The following is a 15,692-nucleotide window of genomic DNA, read 5'->3' on the forward strand; positions in this document are numbered from 1 at the left end:
GAAGCGATGGCAGTCGAAGAATACAAGCAAAACGATGAAGCCGCAATGAAAAGGGCCATAGAGGATGGGGTCGAGGCGGTTCGTACCAAGAATATCGAAGGCGTCATGTCTCTCTACGCGCCGGAGGTCGTGTCGTTCGACATCGTGCCCCCATTGCGCTACGTGGGAGCAGATGCATTCCGAAACGTTTGGGAAGAAGTCTTCTCGTCGTTCCAGGGTCCGATCGGCTATGAAATGCACGACCTCACCATTACTGTGGGCGATGACGTGGCATTCGCCCACAGCCTCAACCACATAAGCGGAACCATGAACAATGAGCTGAAGACCGATCTCTGGCTGCGTTGGACCGCGTGCTTCCGGAAGATCAAGGGCATGTGGCTGATCGTGCATCATCAGAACTCGGTGCCTGTCGATCTGCAGCATGGCAAAGCGGTGCTTGACCTCAAGCCATAGGAAACTGGCGGCAGTATTGGTGAAAGCATATCAGCAAGAAAAGCAAGGCGCTTCATTCTCTGCGGAGAAAAAGAAGCGCCCCCAGATAAGCTCATCATGTAAAGTTGATAATTAAATGGGTGGATTGTCAAAAATTCCGCTCACAGAATTCCAAAATTTACAATGACAGGTCCGGAAGGACCGAGGTAACCGTCAAGGAGAGAACTCATGAACCTCACTCTGTGGATCATCGCTGGCCTGCTGGCCGCTGTCTTCCTACTTGCGGGCGCTAACAAGCTGTTCATCTCTCAGGAGAAACTGGCCAAGGCTCCTGGCGGGGGATGGGTCTTGGATTTCAGCGCCGGCTTCGTCAAGGCCCTCGGAACAGCCGAGATCCTGGGTGCCGTCGGCTTGATCCTGCCTGCCCTGCTCAACATCGCACCGATCCTGGTGCCGCTGGCGGCTGTCGGTCTGGCGTTGGTCATGGTCGGTGCGGCGATCGTGACGTTCCGCCGTCAAGAGTTCAAGCACATGCTGTTGAACCTGACCTATCTCGCCCTGGCCGCCTTCGTTGCGTGGGGCCGCTTCTGGTAAATGACAGGCGGAATCTTTAGTGATATGACAACAATACTGACGTGGAAAAGAGAGCCGTTAGGCTCATCAAGCATCCTGGGAGCTTGAGGCTTGGTCGGGTTGCTAGTACGCTTGCTCATGCCAGGGGACGCGGAGCAAGCGATGCCGCCAGGTCCGACCCTTGACGAGGTTGGGTAGACGCGCAGTGCGAGAGTGACTGGGCCTAGCTGAAGCGGTTCATCAAGTAGGGTCGGGAGCGGTCGTCCCTTGTGGGGATCGCCCGTCACCCGCCCTCAGAACCAGACGTGCTCGTTTTCAAGCATCTGGCTGGCACTTTACGTGTTTCTTGAAAAATCCTCTATTTAGCTGAGTGAGAGGCACACCATGGGAAAAGATCCAGAGGCAGGATCAAGTGACTCAGAGATGAGATCTCTCGAAAAGAAAGGGATGCTCATGACGGAATCCCCAAAGTTACAGGTAGCTGCCAGAAGCTCCGAGTTATTTACAACTTTCTCTGATATTGCCCTAGAAATAGAGCGGTTTTTTCAGGCATCAAAGCGTCAAGTTCCACCCTTCATACTCATGGAACTTGAGAAAAACTCTGCCCTATCGAAGAGCAGGAGAGATAATTCAACATGGTCGTACGCCAGTCGCGTAGGCGATGCCGCCCTTGCGCTGGAGTGGGAAGCTCTCCATGCCGAAAGCGACCGGGGCTCTGCGTTGACGAGCGTTCCACCATCCCGGTCGCTTTCGCGCTTCGATTCTCTCCACTCCAGCGCAAGGGTCAGGCCGGGCGGCATCGCTTGCTCCACGCTCCTGGCTAGAGCGAACGCTTCAGCTCTTTGACAAAGCCTCAAGCTTCCCCGGAGATGCTTGATGAGCCTGACGGCTCTCCTCCTTCTCCCCTTCCAAATCTGTTCACTTGTTTCCCCTCAAGGAAGCCTTTCTGGGAGATGAATCACCTTCTGTTGGCGTGGCACGTTTTTCATTGGACAGTACTCGCCATTGCGGTGACGTTTGTGGATCTCAGGATCGTAGAGCGTCGCAGGTGGGGGAGTTTGCCCTGGCGGGATCTGGCTCAGAAGCTCTGCGTTTTGCTTGAGGAAGGCGTAGATCATTTCAATCATCTGACCAGCGATGCGCCCCAGAACCTTGAGTTTTCCGCGATACGCTTGTCTTCTTTCATCATAACTGCATTTCTTCGGAACTAAACGCTCGTAGAGTCTGGCCCATTCACAATCCATCTGAATAGCATGACTAACGCAGAGAAAGAGCATCTGCTTCATGGGCCTGGTGCCACCAGGGGTCAATTGCACTCGGTCGAGTGTCTTCCCAGAGAACTCGCTCACCGGTGCCCACCCAAAGTAGGACTTGAGATCGCAAGCTCGCTCAAAGTTCAGGATATTTCCGATTGCTGCCAGGATCGCTGCCGCTTGAATGGGTCCGATTCCAGGAATGGAGGTGAGAATTTGCCCCTCGCGGGATTGCGCCACAATCTGACTAATCTCAGTATCCAATTGCTGGATATGTTCCTGGAGGAGCCGCAGTTCTCGAATTAATTGCCCTTGTTCGAAGACAAGGCCCCGCTGTCGGACGAGATCCTTCGTGCCAATACTCTGGGCTGCCAGTTGCTGAAGCTGCGCCAGTTGGGCATTGGAAGGATAACTGGGTTTGATCCTCAGTTCGGCAAGAGAGGAGAGTGTTGTGGTAGCGATAGCATGAGGTGTCGGAAACCGCTCACGAATGGCGAGTGCTGTTTGCAGCGTGGGGTCCTTGAGCACCAGGGTCATCTCCGGGAAGAGTTCGTCGCAAATGGAGATCAGCTTGTTTTTCCGCCGCGTACCCTCCTGACTTAATTCGTAGCGATGGCGCATCCACCCTTTGAGTGGCCGGGCTGCTTCTGTTGGAGGAAGCAGGTGCCGAACGAGATGCGTTTTGTCAGATAATTGGATGCCTTTTTCAAGCTGATTGAACAAGTGGTTGGCCAGGCCGAGGGCATCGCGCTTATCCGTTTTGAGCATCCCGGCTGGCCGTTTTTGCACAGGCATGACATACACCGAGATCTCAAATTCTTGCAGGTATTCCACCAAAACTCGGTGGTAGTGACCAGTGTGCTCAAGCAAGACATAGACCTGCTCAAGCGGCACGTAGGAGCCCATGCGTTCAATGAGCGAGCGAAATCCCTCACGAGAGTTTTCCAAGACGAGCACTGGACACGCCTCGAAGCGTTGATAGCGTTCTAAAAGAGTGGTCGAGACAAAACCAGCCACGTGCTTGGCCTTCCCAACATCAATGCCCACGTAGATGGATTCATGCAACAGCATGGGCCCAGGGATGAGATCAGGGCGTGGCTTTTTATTGGAACCCATGATAGAGCCTCCTCTGATCTGGTAGGAGTAAACGTCCAAGCTTGCACCACGAGGTTTTGCCAGGGTCCGCTTCGTTTTTTGAGAGAAGCGAAGCAGACCCAGCGGAAAAGCCAGGGGCCGTGGATGTGGTTCACCCACCAACATACCAGAGGTTGGCACTGCAATGGGTCCTCACATACTCATGAGGGGTCTGTCCACATCCCCCAATGAGCCTAAAAGGATCTGTTCCCATCGGACGGAAAGGGGTCTGCGACCTCTTCTCAAAGAGAGCGACTCTTCGAGTGCTTCTCCACTTCCTACTCTATCAAGCATTGCCAAGTGGTTTGTTTCCGTATGTCGGACGGAGCCTTCAGGGCGCGCAAGCCTCCTGAGAAGCCCCCGGCTTGACGGACGGAATCTTGAGTCCAAAATTTCATGTTATCTTGCTGTCATCTTCCTTCGTGTCAGTAACGGGGAGAGGTTGCTCAAGGCTAGCTACTTTGAGACAAGGACCCGGAGACCCCTTCCCGGCTTGTGGAGCTTGACCCCTTACGGCTGATTGGGCGATACGGTCTGGAACCCTCATGAGAATATGAAGAGCTTGTGCTACTTCTTGTCCGTGAATGGGAGTGACGTATCGACGGGTCTTGACCTCTCTCACCCAAGAGGTGAGATACGCGATGATCGCATACTTGATAGTGAGAAGAGATATATTGCCTTTCTTCGAAGGCAGAATACAAGCGAGCCGCAGGCTCATCAAGCATCCCTTGAGAGCTTGAGGCTTCGTCAAGATAGTACTCATGTAGCCCATGCCAGGGACGCGGGTCAAGCGATGCCGCCAGGCCTGACCCTTGACGAGGCGGGCAAACTGGGGAACGAGCGCGACCGGGCGCAGGCACGCTCATCAATGCAGGACCCCCAGTCGCTCTCGGCACAGCGTGCTTCCCAGCCTCGTCAAGGGCGGCATCGCCCGCGTCTCTGGCTCGCGATACATAATCACTTCTTCTCTCAAACATGTGTGTAACCAGAATCTAAGAGAGCCACACTAAACAGGTATTGAAGGTCCAAGCCTCCAGCCATATTCTTTTAAGCGAGGAGGTCCAGCAAAATGCCTACAGGAGCATTGAAACGCACTCAGGTGAGTGTCGTGTTCCCTCTTGCCAACGAATCGCTGTACGTCGGGGTTGATATTGGGAAGCGTTCGCATATCGCAGGCTTTGTTTCTAAGACGCTGCTCCAGCGACACGAACGGTTCGAGGGGTGCCCCGTTTTTGCTTTTGACCAATCGCGGGAAGGCTTTCGTTGCCTCGTGGACCGTATCCAAACTTACGTGCCCCTTGCTCAAGCCTACGTCATGGTCGAAAAAACTGGCCATTACCACAAGGCTCTGGTCCAATATCTTCAAGAGTTGGATGTCTCTGTCTAGGTGATCCATGTTCAGGAACGGCCTAAAGGAATGCTGAAAACTGATAAGCGCGCGATGCACTCGGCTTGGCTAACACCTTGTACAATCAGCTTGAATTGGGGGTGCAGGTGGCAGACAAGACCCAACTGATTCGGCGTGCTGTTTCTCCGACAGAGGCGGCATCGCTGTTACGTGGATTGATGCGCCATCGCTACGAACTGAGCCAGGAAGCGACCCAACGCAAGAACAAGCTGATTGCCATCTGCGATGAGATCTTCCCAGAATTTACCCGTATCTGTAAGGACCCCTGCTTGCCTTCGGCACTTTCCTTCCGTGAGCACTTTCCTACCCCGCAACAGCTTGCCATTGCAGGAATGACCGAACTTCAAAAGGCGCGAGTGGGTCGTTATCCTCCTGATGAGAAGCTGGTGGAGCTGCAACGTTTGGCTGCTCAAAGCATTGGCACGAACGACGTTGGACGATTACGAGGACTGGTGATCGAACAGACCCAAATCATTCGGGAACTGAAGGTATTGCAAGAGCACCTGGATCAGCTAGATAATGAGATCATGCAGGCAGTCGAGAACTCACGCGAAGGACAAATTCTTACCTCCATTCCACCGATAGGCCCGATTCAGGCCGCCGCGATCATTGCCAGCATAGGACATATTGGCAACTTCGAGAGTGCTGCACGCCTCAAATCCTACTTTGGCTGGGCTCCAACCGTCGCCCAATCGGGGAGCTCGCTTGACAGCACGACGCTGACACGAGCGGGAACGCGAACCATGAAACAAATGCTCTTCCTCATTGTTGCTAATGCCATCCAGAAGAAGGACTGCGAATGGGCCAAGCTCTACGAGCGCTTGGTTCCAGTCAAGTGCCGCTGGGACGAAAGGACCCGGTCCTACAAAGGAAAGCTTGTCGTGATGGGTCGCCTGGCTGGCCAGATCACCGAAATGATCTATGCCCTGCTCAAGAAAGATGCTGAGCTGTTGCGAAAAGTTCCATATGGGCAAGAACCTCCGCCACCGACCTTGTACGATCCTGAGATCCATCGGGCACATCGACAGGGCAAGTATCGGACAGGAAAGCCTGATACACGGCCGAGGAGCATTATTCAGCTTCCAAATCATTTTGACATCCCATGAGAATCAGCCGTGGGGAGTCGTCACGTTGACTTATGTTGTGGGTATGGCTTGGTATGATCTGCAATGGCCGTGCTTGCCTTTTTTGTAATGCATGTGGGGACGGCATGGAGAATTTAACTTTTGCTATCAGGAGATTTGAATTCGTGTAATATCAACTTTTGTTGGTGCTGTAAGGCGCGAACTCCACCGGGAGCAATTCCTCTGAAATAGTCTTTCTGCCATTCACTCTTCAATGTATCCGATGGAGCATTCGTTAGATCTTTAAGGAAATCATCACGGCTCTGATACCATTGAAGGTAACCTTGTTCTACTGGAGAGTTGGATGTGATATCAGACATTTCTGTTTGAAAATTTTCTAACTCTCCTCGCTTTTGTGGCACAAGCATGCAAAGTGGTTCTTTGGCTTCAAATATGATAGGTGCATTAGGTCTCGTTATCTTCCAGTTCACCGTAAATGTAGCATTAGCCCAATCAGTCTCTACAATCCCTTCTAGAGGATAGACTCCATCTTTCGGCCAGTTTGCGGGACCACGAACAAGAAGATTGTAACCAGGTGATGTACGAAATAGGTAAGGGACATTCCAGGTAAGAATTCCATATCCAAAATGGCTCTGCACTACGTATGCTTCTGGTGTATTCAAGTATTCAATGTGAATAGCAGAGGCATCATCATTTCCATTCCACGTCGCACAAAACGTTTGGTTATTTAAAATAAACCACCCTGCTTGATTTGCAATTAGAAGTGGTAAACATCTGCTTGCAAAGTTTTTATCTGTTGAAGTCATCCAGGAGCGTTTGGAAGGAGCAGGAACCAGGTCCATTGGAGGGAGGTCTTGTAAGCAGAAAGCTATGAGTGTAGTTTCGTCGCCTACTTTGGTGGATTGCGCGCTGTCGTCTTCGATAGGATCAGTTGGGATATTCTGGTCGTATTCAGACATATTTAGCTCCTTCTAAATGCTCAGTTCTGCTTATGGATAACGGAATATCGTTTGGAAATGTGCCCATAAAAGTTTTTTGAGTCCTGAGTCGTTCCTAATAATAGCGCTTATTGCCAAGCGTTAGAAGTGCATCAACTGACCGAAGCCGACAGGGAGATCGTTAATTGAGAACGACATTAGGAAAGAATTTTGAGCCAGAAATAGACCGACCCATCATAAAGCATTTTCCCTCCGCTAGTTACGGAGGTGTTAAGTCTTATTAGAGAGCTTAATACCTCCGCTAACAGTTGCTACATTACCTGGGCCGAGGCGGCGGTGGCGGCGGAATTGTAGGAGCAGGGCGCGGTGGCGGCGGAACTGTAGGAATGGGGCGCGGCGGTTGCAGTGGGGTGAGAGCAGGACCAGGATTCCAACTGGCTAAAAGGATAGTTGAGTACATGCCTTTCTCCTTTGTGGTAGAAAGGTCCTGTGAGCACAAGCGCTATGTTGCTCATAGGACTGATAGGGTTATATCAAATAATATAACCGTAAAAGGACTCTGGAATAAAAACGGGGGGTATCTTCTTTTTTAGCGCAAGAAAGCTTTACTCAGCTATCTCCTCTTTTACGCCTGTGGATGGATACCAGGAGAGAATCGTCTCTAAATTATCGGTGTGCCTATAAAATTTGCTGAAATGGCCTATACCATCCGAATAAACCATTTCATCTGTAATAGGATAACCATATTGCTCTGCACCTAGTGTTTTCCAAAAAGCACGAATAGCTCCATGTATTTCACATACGCCGGTCATAGGATGGTGATAGAGCGAAAGATCGTTGTGCTCATAGAAAGTAGGATCTAGATCTATATTCCTAAAATCATTATATCGTCCAAATCCATCAAAGCATATTTTTTCGTCAGTTGTTGGGTAATAACCTTCCCAATCTAATAGAAGCCACTTTTCACGTATCGCGCCCTGAATCGAATAAGCTCCCACTGTGGGGTGCCAATAGATAGAACCTTGGAAATGTGCATTGGCCCCTATTCCTCTGAAGTGGTTAAATACGCCTATCCCATCGGAATTTATATGGTCATCATCGACGGGAAAGATCTCTTTTGAATCCCATCCTAACTGGAGCCATTTCTGATAAATTGGCCCTCGTGTTACGTAAGTGCTCTTTTGTCTATGGTCTACAATGACACCGAACTCATATCGAACGTAAATGATATTGCCTGGACTAATTATAATTGGGTCGCTTTTTGCTTCTCCTAAATCTGTTCCAGTAGAGAGGAGGGACACATATTTCTCTTTGATATTGCTCAAACTTGAAGTAATATCTTTTTGTGTAAAAAACTCTTTTACTTGCAATGCATGAAGTGGGGATTGGCTTTGCCATTGTTTTTGAAATGCGTGTGTCATTTCAACCTCTTCGTTGCCAATAAAGTTCGTAGCAGGATTGGGAAAAAGGGGCACAGTTGCTATATCACCCCTACTTCGGTCAGGGGAAAAAACCACGGGTTGAGGAGTATTCTTTATTGAGGTACGATCAAGGAAACCTTGAGCCAGGTCTTTAATGTCATACAATGAGAGGAGATTTTTTTGATGTGGGTTCCCTACAGAAAGAGCGTGCATTAGCGACTTGGAAAACATCGTAGAACTGCCGTCAGGCAATAGGAGAGAAGTGGTTTTTTGATCTGAGGAGCAAAGGAGTGCAACGCCTTTACTCGGGATGTGATTCACATCTTCTTTCGCTTCAAACGCATGTACCGTCTTTGAAATAGCTACTGTGGAGGTTCTCGCTTCAAATGCTCGGAACGCTGCAGCTGCAAAACAACAATCCAGGATGATGAAGCGACGGAGATGTCTCCCTTTCTCCGAAAGCGTGTCTGCTAATGCTTCAATTTGAACCCCAGACGTTCTAGGTCTCTCTATACGAGTACAACGTAAAGCGAGGTAGAAGTCCGAGTCTCTTCCAACAAAGCCTCCATGGCCCACAAAATAAAGCAAGATGTCCCTTGGAGTGCTTCCTACTGCTTTCATAGCAGTGCTGCATTTCTCAATAAATGCGCTAATTTCTTCATCAATCTCGAGAGGACTTGCGTTTGAATTGAAGAGATCTAAGAGATTCTCAGGTGGCAAGCCAAATCCCAACAGATCGAGAAGATATTTCCTCCATGACTTAGCGGCATTCTCGAAGGCTGCAGATGCGGGAAAATCTGGTGCGAAAGGCCATTCGCTTGCGCCTAAAATGACCGCCAGGGTTGTCTGGGGACTTGGTAGTGGGCCATCTGTAGTCATGCTACTTTTCATCTTCTGGCTGAGAAGCCAACATAAGCTCAGCTAATCTAGCGGCATCTTTCCCTGTTACATTCTGAACAATGATCTTTTTGTTCGGTGTTTCCAATGTTAAGGTAGCAGCATTACGACGCTGAAGCCAACTGCCAATAGTTGTTGCCGCTGTTACGACCGCTGGAGTTCCTAAGATAAGGACTAACGTTGTACCAAAATCTTGTGCTTGAGTATTACTGCGTTTTCGCTGAACCTTAATATCATCAACCTGATCAAGAAGAACGTTTCTGAGCTCCTCTGCGTATCGGCTAGCATCTGTAGGTGAAGCATTTTCAAAGTTGATAATATAACTTCGTTCATCCATCTCAAGAATCTCCCTTTAAACGCCAGAGTTCACTATTACTTCTACAATTGTATGGTAGCAGAAATAGGTGGTAATGTCTAGTTGAGTGCTGTGGTCTCAGCACTTGTTTGATGAGAGAGGCGTTCCTTTCCTCGCATCTATCGCTCAACCTAAGCGCAGATCAAGGAGGCCCATCGCACGCTTGCTCGACGCAAGCGAGGCAGTCATCGACGCAGTCGGGCCAAGCGTGAGCTCACCCGCCTCTACCGCAAGGTGCGCCATCGGCGGCAGGACTTCTTGCATCAGACCTCACGTTGGCTGGTGAACCAGTTTGTGATTCTGGTCTTTGAGCAGTTACAGATCCTCAACATGACGGCAAGACCCAAGCCCAAGAAGGCGCAGGCGTCTCCTGTTGTCAATCAGGCCCAAGAGAGCACACCCCAGGGGAGCACGGCAGGAGATGCTGCGCAGTACCTTCCCAATGGAGCGGCTGCCAAGAGTGAGCTCAATAAAAGTATCTTAGACGCGGCCTGGGGCCGTTTCATCACGCTGTGTGCCTGTAAAGCGGAAGAGGCTGGCGGCATGCTGGTGAAGGTGGCGCCCCAGCAGACGAGTCAGGCCTGTAGTGGCTGTGGGGAGTTCGTGCCTAAAGACCTCTCGGTGCGCTGGCATTCTTGTCCCCCATGTGGGGCTGAGCTTGACCGCGACGAGAACGCGGCCCGCGTGCGCCGCTTCGGTACATATCAAATTTCTCCCAGAGGGAGATGAGGTTGAGAGTAAGAACCTCAAGGGCGCCCAACTTACCTGGCGTGGAAACACAAAGGGAAAATTAGCATGTCGGGAACGCGGTTAAACAGGAAGGTATGTACTGTGATGCACCGCAAGTCCTGTACGCATGGTGAAACCTGAATTGGCTGAACCCTAGTCTCCAGTGGTCTAAGCGTTGGCTCATCGCAACATACCTGTGGCGATGTCATCGGAATACGCACTTATTGATGGCGAGTGCGGAAGACTCTCTCCGATGAACGACCAGCAATGAGCTGGTTCAAGGAAACGAACGGGGCACCTACACGTACTCAACGTTTGATATGCGCAAATGCGGGATCGTCTACGGGTGCGAGCCTATGACGACGGAGCTTTCATAGTACTCAAATGATCAAGGTAATGCTTGATACAAGGGGAAGGGAAGCAGGGAGTATTGTCGTGAACGGAGCGGTGCGCGAGATGCGCAACGCCTACCTCCACGAAGCGACAAGAAACTGGAGAGCCGGGTGCATCGAAAGGGTGCAAGCCCAGGTTCGGAGAGGGACGGACAGAAAAGGTCTGGAAACAGAACCTCGCTGGCCGTCTACTCTACAACCTGCTACGTCGCTATGAAGAGCAGGGGCTGCTTCTCCCAAGCAAGAAAGGCAAGTCCACCCGCAGGGTGGCCGGGGCGGGAAGCGCCCCACAGCACCCAGTTGGCTCTTCTGAGCAACCGGGCTGCTGTCGAAGCCCCGCCTGTAGGCGTGGGGTACTTCACCTATGAGTGCAGCGGTCAGTACAGTATCGTAAAGAATACGAGTCTTTTGCCGACGCCGAGGCCAATTTGCAGGTCTTCATCGAACAGGAGTACAATACCAAGCGATTGTACTCTAGCTAGGGATATCTTCCACCTGTTGAGTTTGAGGCAAGCTATGCTTCGTCGGGAGGTGTGAGCCAGATGGCTTGCCCGGCGTGTAGCCAGGTAAGGTCTGGAAGTGTCCAGATGTTGGGTGAAGACCATTACCAACGAAGTGGCGAAAGGAGAGACCTATGACTGATGCATCCTCGCGAGCCAGCACGTGCAACTCCAAATGGATCAAAGCATCGCCTGAAGTGCTCTATCGAGCCTTTACTGATCCCGCAGCCCTGGCTGTCTGGCAAGCACCAGGAGACATGACTGGCAAGGTCCATCGTTTCGACGACCGAGTGGGCGGAGGGTATCAGATGTCGCTGTACTACCCTTCAACCGAAACGACCTCTCCAGGCAAGACGGAAGATCGGGAAGATCGCTATACGGCGCGATTTGTGGAGCTGACGCCTCCGAGAAAAATTGTTGAAGCGATCACCTTTGATACGGTCAATCCAGCATTCAAAGGGGAGATGATCATGGAGGCCACATTTGAGGCTGAAAATGGCGGAACAATCGTCACGCTCTTCTTCAAAGGGATTCCGTCGGGCGTTCGACCCGAGGACAACGAAGCTGGCACTCAGTCGAGTCTGGAGAAACTGGCCCACTATGTCGAGCAGGAGGCTGGCCGATAAAAGCGGGTCCGAAATTGAAAGGAGAGAGTGAGTGGGTCACTCTCTCCTCAGGAGTTGACTTCCTCAGCTGTCTGGCAGCATGGGTTCGCTCCATATCTTTTCTCTCGTTTTATCTTTGATATCTAGAGGAGGATGCTATGCTTAAAAAAACTCTCCTTGAGGAATCTGCTCCCTGGAGGCGCCGGTTTCTTACCTCTGTGCTGCTTGATGCCCAGATGGCAAGGGAGAATCCCACACGGGGTATTGTGATCAGTAATAATACGAAAGAATTTAAGATGGAAGCCGTGCGGTTAGCCGAGACAAGCGGCAAGCCGATCACCGAGTTGGCCCGCGAGCTGAGAGTATCAGATAGCACGATCCATAATTGGTGTAAGCAACTAGGGGAACATGGCGAGCAAGCGTTTCCAGGCAGTGGACATCAAACAGTCCAGGAGGAAGAGCTGCGTCGTTTGAAACGCGAGCTGGAAGTCGTGAAGCAGGAACGAGATATTTTTTAAAAAAGCCATCATTGTGTTTTCGCGACATCAGCCATGAAATTTTGTTTTATTCAAGAAAACGCGAGAGAGTATCCGGTAAACCGAATGTGCCAGGTGTTTGGCGTGGATGAAAGCTCGTATTACAAATGGCGCAAACGCCTGCCTTCAAGACACCAGCTTCAGGATGCGCGTCCTCGTCGAGCAGATTCAGGAGATCTATCACGACAACTGGCAGGTGTATGGAAGCCCACGCATTCATGTTTGAGCTCCGAGACCGGGGGCTAGGCTGCTCTCGCAAGCGGGTTGCGCGTCTGATGCGTGAACAGGGGTTGTGTGTCAAAAGACCCCGCCGAAGAATGGCAACAACAGATAGTCAGCACAGCGATCCAGTAGCTCCTAATCTGCTAGAACAGAAATTTGAGGCAGACGATCCCCTTGAGGTAGGCGAGTGCCCGACGACGGGGTTCGGGACGAACAAAATGAGGAGCGATACGAGCATGCAGGCGTTCGAGTTCCTGCCCCCACCGCCAGATATCAAGAAAGGTTGTTGGAGCTTCCCCAAACCGAGATGTTGTTCCCTGCACATGCCACCTTGCCATTCGTATGCGAGTAAAGGCGCTACAAAAAGCTCGATGTAAGAAAAGCATACCTGACACATGGGAAAGACGCAACAAACAAGCATCGAAAGGCGTCTCTTGGGCGCACCATCCTACTGTCGAGTATTTCCTTAGGGGGTAAACCGTTTCCAATGGCCCTCGGAGACCACTTCGACGACGCCATCGATCACTTTGATAGCGGTCTGATCGTCGATCGCGTACGTTGGCATGGGTAGCCTCGCGGCCCACTTTTCTGCGTTGGCCAGGGAAGCGTCCGGGTGATCCTCGTGATCCAGGTGCGGAATCAACGCAAAGTCAACCAGTCCCACTCCCTGAGCCGTGACCAAGATCCTGCTGATTTCTCCCTGGGGTGTGGCGAACACGATGTCTTCCGACGTGAGTGCTTCACCGCTGCCCCTGCGCGGATCACGGTAGGTCTCGCCGAAGGTGGCGGCCGCCGCCATGCTCCCGGCGCTCACCCCCACGTAGACCGTCTCGCGCAGCAGAGAGGGCAACAGGTCTGTCAGTCCCGACTGGCGCATCCAGTGGCACAGATACAGGGGATCGCCGCCGCCAACCAGCAGGGTGTCCGTCTCCTTAAGCATTGGGACCCAGCAGTCTTCTTGGATACTGGGCAGAGCGGTGAGCTCCAGCACGCCCAACGACTTCCACCCCAATTCGCACAAGGGACTCTTGGCCACTCCGTGGATCAGCCGCCAGGCCATGGCAGCACCGCCAGGGAAGGGGTAGATCGCGGTGGGAATGTAGAGGGCGCTGGACTCGGCGATCGGTTTGCCCAGCAGATCAACCAGGGCGTTACGAATGCTGTCGTTGCTGATGCCAGACGAGGTGAGAAGCAATTTCATGATGGTTTCCTTTCCAATCCATAAAGAGCCGAACGTTTTTGCCGGTCCCATTACATGCAAGACATTCTACCGCCTTGCAAAGCAAAAAAACTTCTCCTATCTTGCTCTTTCCCGGCTTCGAGCCATGTGCAGAGTGGGCATGAACCGGCCTTAAGGGTTCACTTCAGAGATTACAAGCGAGGCAATTTTTTTCTAACGGATGCGTTCAATACGTGTCAATGAGCCGATGTAATCCCCGTCAAAAAGAAGTGCGGTTGTAGTGCGGTGCCGACCTCTTCGGAGTCAACCTCTCCGGCACTTTTATGCCAGGAAGAAACGATCAGGCAGAACGAGATGCCCTGGAAGGTCGTCTGATCTGGATAGCTTTGCGCGCTCTTCAGCTTCATACCAATGTCATCCTAGATTTCGGATTTTGGAGCAAAGACGAACGGTCCTCTCTGAAATGGTTCGCCAGGCAGATAGGAGCGAAAAGCCAGGTCATCTACTTGCCCATTGACCCAGAAACGCAGCGAAAGCGCGTCCAAAACCGCTTTGCAGAGACACCGGACCAGACATGGCCAATGAGCGAAGAGGAACTGACGAAATGGCGTGCGTTCTTTCATGAGCCGGATGAAGCTGAGCTACATGGCATCGTCCTGGAAGACGCCCCTCAAGGATATGCGTCCTGGCCTGCCTGGGCGGCCTCGCGCTGGCCATCGTTGCCCGATGAATATGCCTGAGCATTTGGAGTGCTCAGATGAGAGCCTGAGTAGAATGTATCGTAGTCCACACACTTTTTGAATCTTATCTTGTCCAATGAGGCAGGGACAATGGCAAATCACACAAATACAGCCGTCTTGTATTAGTTTTTGACCAGAATCCACTCGGACCCCTGGAAGATCCAGCGGAGTTCCCCTTTGGCGGAGGCGTTTTTCGTGAAGGATGTGAGGGAAACTTTCGCCGATCCTTGACTTCTTTCATGCTGCGTCGCGCTCCACAAGTTTGGCATTCGACATGCCAGACACCGCTTTCCTGAAATTGCTGATTGGTGACGCCGATAGGACTGAGAAAAGAGCACTTGCCTGAAGCGGCTGGAATTGCCGTCGTGGCTCCATCTCCTACAGGGTCACGATGGGCAGCTCGTTCGACGCGCTGTCCTGAGCGTGAGAGTGGCGCGGCTGGCTGTGGTTGCGGGGTACTTGTCTCTCGCAGATGGTTAGATAAACCGTTCGGTAAAGCCTGGGGTTTCTCAACTAACTCTTGCCGCTCCTGCTCACTTTTTGCTTTCGCTTGCTCAATTTTGAATTCTCCGGTGCGAGCCTCCGTCTCAAGGCGAAAATGCTGATCAGGTTTGAGCGCATGCTTTTTGAGATCATCGATGGTCAAAGTAGTTTTTCCTATACGCATGACGCTGCTCACCGTCTCAACGACCCAGTCGCTCAAAATACCAACACAGCCAATACTCCATTCCCCAAACCATCGCCAATGTGTGAGCATCTTAGGAATATCCACCTGGAGAGGAACCTGCAAGAGAAGCACCTTTAATGCACCAATAAAGTTTTCGCACTCTTCCTTCTGGGTAAAATGATAGCGGGTAAAATGCTCATCACGCATACGTCTCGCGGCTTGCCCATTCAGGTGACAAAAATCGTACGGGGAAAAATTCCCAACCAGGATGTAGAGTATGTTCGTGAGGTTGGTCTATGATTTGAGCCAGTCAAGCTGCACGCCAGGCCGCTGCGCTGCATCAGAGTGCATCAGATTCAACCCCGGCGCAGTATACTATCAGCGCGAATAGCTTGCTCCTTGCTCTATAAATTGAGCAAGCAAAATATGATATACTGTTGCTGAGGCAAAAAGTATACAAACGCATGTTTCTGCCCGTTGGCATGAATAGTGTGCAGACGCAGTGTCGCGTCATTGCAGAGATAGAGTGCAAGGATGCATGTATCGAGTGATCCTCCCGGGTACGAGTGAGTAGTTTTACATGCCCTCTCTCATCCACTGTCTATACAATGCATGCTTTCGCTGA

General features: G+C 51.4%; 18 protein-coding genes and 4 pseudogenes. 13 read left to right on the forward strand and 9 right to left on the reverse strand.

The features are described 5' to 3' along the window. Window positions 1–6 precede the first annotated feature (6 nt). The 3 genes from JMJ04_RS30585 (at window position 7) to JMJ04_RS30595 (ending at window position 1,851) form a co-directional block, all read left to right on the forward strand. Complete coding sequence (locus JMJ04_RS30585; RefSeq protein ID WP_201374138.1) at window positions 7–453, forward strand: YybH family protein; 447 nt, start codon at window positions 7–9, stop codon at window positions 451–453. 207 nt (window positions 454–660) lie between these two features. Beyond that, window positions 661–1,026, forward strand: a complete 366-nt coding sequence (locus JMJ04_RS30590) for a DoxX family protein (protein WP_201374139.1) — start codon at window positions 661–663, stop codon at window positions 1,024–1,026. A 363-nt stretch (window positions 1,027–1,389) separates the two neighbouring features. Further along, window positions 1,390–1,851, forward strand: coding sequence for a hypothetical protein (locus tag JMJ04_RS30595; protein WP_201374140.1), 462 nt, complete (start codon window positions 1,390–1,392; stop codon window positions 1,849–1,851). A gap of 86 nt (window positions 1,852–1,937) precedes the next feature. Here the strand turns inward: JMJ04_RS30595 and JMJ04_RS30600 are convergent, their stop codons facing one another. Then, window positions 1,938–3,374 (reverse strand): IS110 family RNA-guided transposase, encoded by a 1,437-nt coding sequence (locus tag JMJ04_RS30600; protein WP_201374141.1) that lies wholly within the window; start codon window positions 3,372–3,374, stop codon window positions 1,938–1,940. Window positions 3,375–4,128: 754 nt separating this feature from the next. Here JMJ04_RS30600 and JMJ04_RS30605 point away from each other — a divergent pair. The 3 genes from JMJ04_RS30605 to JMJ04_RS30615 all read left to right on the forward strand — a co-directional run bounded on the left by JMJ04_RS30605 (window position 4,129) and on the right by JMJ04_RS30615 (window position 5,906). Continuing rightward, entirely contained in the window at window positions 4,129–4,377 is a 249-nt protein-coding gene (locus JMJ04_RS30605; protein WP_201374142.1) for a hypothetical protein, read from the forward strand. 84 nt (window positions 4,378–4,461) lie between these two features. Next, window positions 4,462–4,779, forward strand: a complete 318-nt coding sequence (locus tag JMJ04_RS30610; protein WP_201374143.1) for a hypothetical protein — start codon at window positions 4,462–4,464, stop codon at window positions 4,777–4,779. A gap of 107 nt (window positions 4,780–4,886) precedes the next feature. Further along, window positions 4,887–5,906, forward strand: a complete 1,020-nt coding sequence (locus JMJ04_RS30615) for a transposase (RefSeq protein WP_201374144.1) — start codon at window positions 4,887–4,889, stop codon at window positions 5,904–5,906. A 113-nt stretch (window positions 5,907–6,019) separates the two neighbouring features. On the opposite strand, the gene JMJ04_RS30620 is transcribed toward JMJ04_RS30615, so the two are convergent. From JMJ04_RS30620 to JMJ04_RS30635, 4 genes are all read right to left on the reverse strand, one after another. Next, entirely contained in the window at window positions 6,020–6,844 is an 825-nt protein-coding gene (locus tag JMJ04_RS30620) for a DUF6065 family protein (protein ID WP_201374145.1), read from the reverse strand. A 295-nt stretch (window positions 6,845–7,139) separates the two neighbouring features. After that, a complete protein-coding gene (locus JMJ04_RS30625) occupies window positions 7,140–7,283 on the reverse strand; it encodes a hypothetical protein (RefSeq protein WP_201374146.1) in 144 nt (47 codons plus the stop codon). A gap of 145 nt (window positions 7,284–7,428) precedes the next feature. Further along, on the reverse strand, window positions 7,429–9,123 hold the full coding sequence (locus tag JMJ04_RS30630; RefSeq protein WP_201374147.1) for a caspase family protein: 1,695 nt from the start codon (window positions 9,121–9,123) through the stop codon (window positions 7,429–7,431). A gap of 1 nt (window position 9,124) precedes the next feature. Continuing rightward, window positions 9,125–9,478 (reverse strand): hypothetical protein, encoded by a 354-nt coding sequence (locus JMJ04_RS30635; protein ID WP_201374148.1) that lies wholly within the window; start codon window positions 9,476–9,478, stop codon window positions 9,125–9,127. A gap of 114 nt (window positions 9,479–9,592) precedes the next feature. On the opposite strand from JMJ04_RS30635, the pseudogene JMJ04_RS30640 reads away from it, so the two are divergent. The 5 genes and pseudogenes from JMJ04_RS30640 to JMJ04_RS49030 all read left to right on the forward strand — a co-directional run. Beyond that, a pseudogene (locus JMJ04_RS30640) lies at window positions 9,593–10,177 on the forward strand (RNA-guided endonuclease InsQ/TnpB family protein); the annotation flags it as partial. Window positions 10,178–11,251: 1,074 nt separating this feature from the next. Next, a complete protein-coding gene (locus tag JMJ04_RS30645) occupies window positions 11,252–11,743 on the forward strand; it encodes an SRPBCC domain-containing protein (RefSeq protein WP_201374149.1) in 492 nt (163 codons plus the stop codon). 137 nt (window positions 11,744–11,880) lie between these two features. Further along, window positions 11,881–12,240, forward strand: coding sequence for a transposase (locus JMJ04_RS30650; RefSeq protein ID WP_201374150.1), 360 nt, complete (start codon window positions 11,881–11,883; stop codon window positions 12,238–12,240). Between the two features lie 106 nt (window positions 12,241–12,346). Continuing rightward, a complete protein-coding gene (locus JMJ04_RS30655) occupies window positions 12,347–12,484 on the forward strand; it encodes a transposase (RefSeq protein WP_201374151.1) in 138 nt (45 codons plus the stop codon). Beyond that, window positions 12,477–12,563 (forward strand): annotated as a pseudogene (locus JMJ04_RS49030) (IS3 family transposase); the annotation flags it as partial. The gene JMJ04_RS30655 and the pseudogene JMJ04_RS49030, both read left to right, overlap by 8 nt. A 60-nt stretch (window positions 12,564–12,623) precedes the next feature. On the opposite strand, the gene JMJ04_RS47135 reads toward JMJ04_RS49030, so the two are convergent. Continuing rightward, complete coding sequence (locus JMJ04_RS47135) at window positions 12,624–12,803, reverse strand: hypothetical protein (protein WP_236038535.1); 180 nt, start codon at window positions 12,801–12,803, stop codon at window positions 12,624–12,626. A gap of 143 nt (window positions 12,804–12,946) precedes the next feature. On the opposite strand from JMJ04_RS47135, the pseudogene JMJ04_RS47140 reads away from it, so the two are divergent. Continuing rightward, window positions 12,947–13,051 (forward strand): annotated as a pseudogene (locus tag JMJ04_RS47140) (IS5/IS1182 family transposase); the annotation flags it as partial. Here the strand turns inward: JMJ04_RS47140 and JMJ04_RS30665 are convergent. Both JMJ04_RS30665 and JMJ04_RS30670 read right to left on the reverse strand, forming a co-directional pair. Continuing rightward, window positions 13,043–13,732, reverse strand: a pseudogene (locus JMJ04_RS30665) (Type 1 glutamine amidotransferase-like domain-containing protein); the annotation flags it as partial. The pseudogenes JMJ04_RS47140 and JMJ04_RS30665 sit on opposite strands and share 9 nt — an antisense overlap. A 164-nt stretch (window positions 13,733–13,896) precedes the next feature. Then, window positions 13,897–14,067 carry a hypothetical protein gene (locus JMJ04_RS30670; RefSeq protein ID WP_201374545.1) on the reverse strand — a complete coding sequence of 57 codons (171 nt, stop codon included), beginning with the start codon at window positions 14,065–14,067 and terminating at the stop codon, window positions 13,897–13,899. Here JMJ04_RS30670 and JMJ04_RS30675 point away from each other — a divergent pair. After that, window positions 14,047–14,400: a P-loop nucleotide/nucleoside kinase family protein gene (locus JMJ04_RS30675; protein ID WP_236038644.1), complete on the forward strand. Its 354-nt coding sequence runs from the start codon at window positions 14,047–14,049 to the stop codon at window positions 14,398–14,400. The genes JMJ04_RS30670 and JMJ04_RS30675 overlap by 21 nt on opposite strands. 64 nt (window positions 14,401–14,464) lie before the next feature. On the opposite strand, the gene JMJ04_RS30680 is transcribed toward JMJ04_RS30675, so the two are convergent. After that, window positions 14,465–15,274 (reverse strand): hypothetical protein, encoded by an 810-nt coding sequence (locus JMJ04_RS30680; RefSeq protein ID WP_201374155.1) that lies wholly within the window; start codon window positions 15,272–15,274, stop codon window positions 14,465–14,467. Window positions 15,275–15,692 lie beyond the last annotated feature (418 nt).

This window comes from Ktedonobacter robiniae (assembly GCF_016587375.1).
GTDB lineage: Bacteria > Chloroflexota > Ktedonobacteria > Ktedonobacterales > Ktedonobacteraceae > Ktedonobacter > Ktedonobacter robiniae.

Coding starts and splice junctions, on each gene's coding strand:
- JMJ04_RS30590 (WP_201374139.1), top strand. CDS start 661: ATGAACCTCACTCTGTGGATCATCGCTGGCCTGCTGGCCGCTGTCTTC.
- JMJ04_RS30610 (WP_201374143.1), top strand. CDS start 4,462: ATGCCTACAGGAGCATTGAAACGCACTCAGGTGAGTGTCGTGTTCCCT.
- JMJ04_RS30655 (WP_201374151.1), top strand. CDS start 12,347: ATGAAAGCTCGTATTACAAATGGCGCAAACGCCTGCCTTCAAGACACC.
- JMJ04_RS30600 (WP_201374141.1), bottom strand. CDS start 3,374: ATGGGTTCCAATAAAAAGCCACGCCCTGATCTCATCCCTGGGCCCATG.
- JMJ04_RS30585 (WP_201374138.1), top strand. CDS start 7: ATGGCAGTCGAAGAATACAAGCAAAACGATGAAGCCGCAATGAAAAGG.
- JMJ04_RS30625 (WP_201374146.1), bottom strand. CDS start 7,283: ATGTACTCAACTATCCTTTTAGCCAGTTGGAATCCTGGTCCTGCTCTC.
- JMJ04_RS30650 (WP_201374150.1), top strand. CDS start 11,881: ATGCTTAAAAAAACTCTCCTTGAGGAATCTGCTCCCTGGAGGCGCCGG.
- JMJ04_RS30645 (WP_201374149.1), top strand. CDS start 11,252: ATGACTGATGCATCCTCGCGAGCCAGCACGTGCAACTCCAAATGGATC.
- JMJ04_RS30620 (WP_201374145.1), bottom strand. CDS start 6,844: ATGTCTGAATACGACCAGAATATCCCAACTGATCCTATCGAAGACGAC.
- JMJ04_RS30680 (WP_201374155.1), bottom strand. CDS start 15,274: ATGCGTGATGAGCATTTTACCCGCTATCATTTTACCCAGAAGGAAGAG.
- JMJ04_RS30635 (WP_201374148.1), bottom strand. CDS start 9,478: ATGGATGAACGAAGTTATATTATCAACTTTGAAAATGCTTCACCTACA.
- JMJ04_RS30630 (WP_201374147.1), bottom strand. CDS start 9,123: ATGACTACAGATGGCCCACTACCAAGTCCCCAGACAACCCTGGCGGTC.
- JMJ04_RS30595 (WP_201374140.1), top strand. CDS start 1,390: ATGGGAAAAGATCCAGAGGCAGGATCAAGTGACTCAGAGATGAGATCT.
- JMJ04_RS30670 (WP_201374545.1), bottom strand. CDS start 14,067: ATGAAGCTGAAGAGCGCGCAAAGCTATCCAGATCAGACGACCTTCCAG.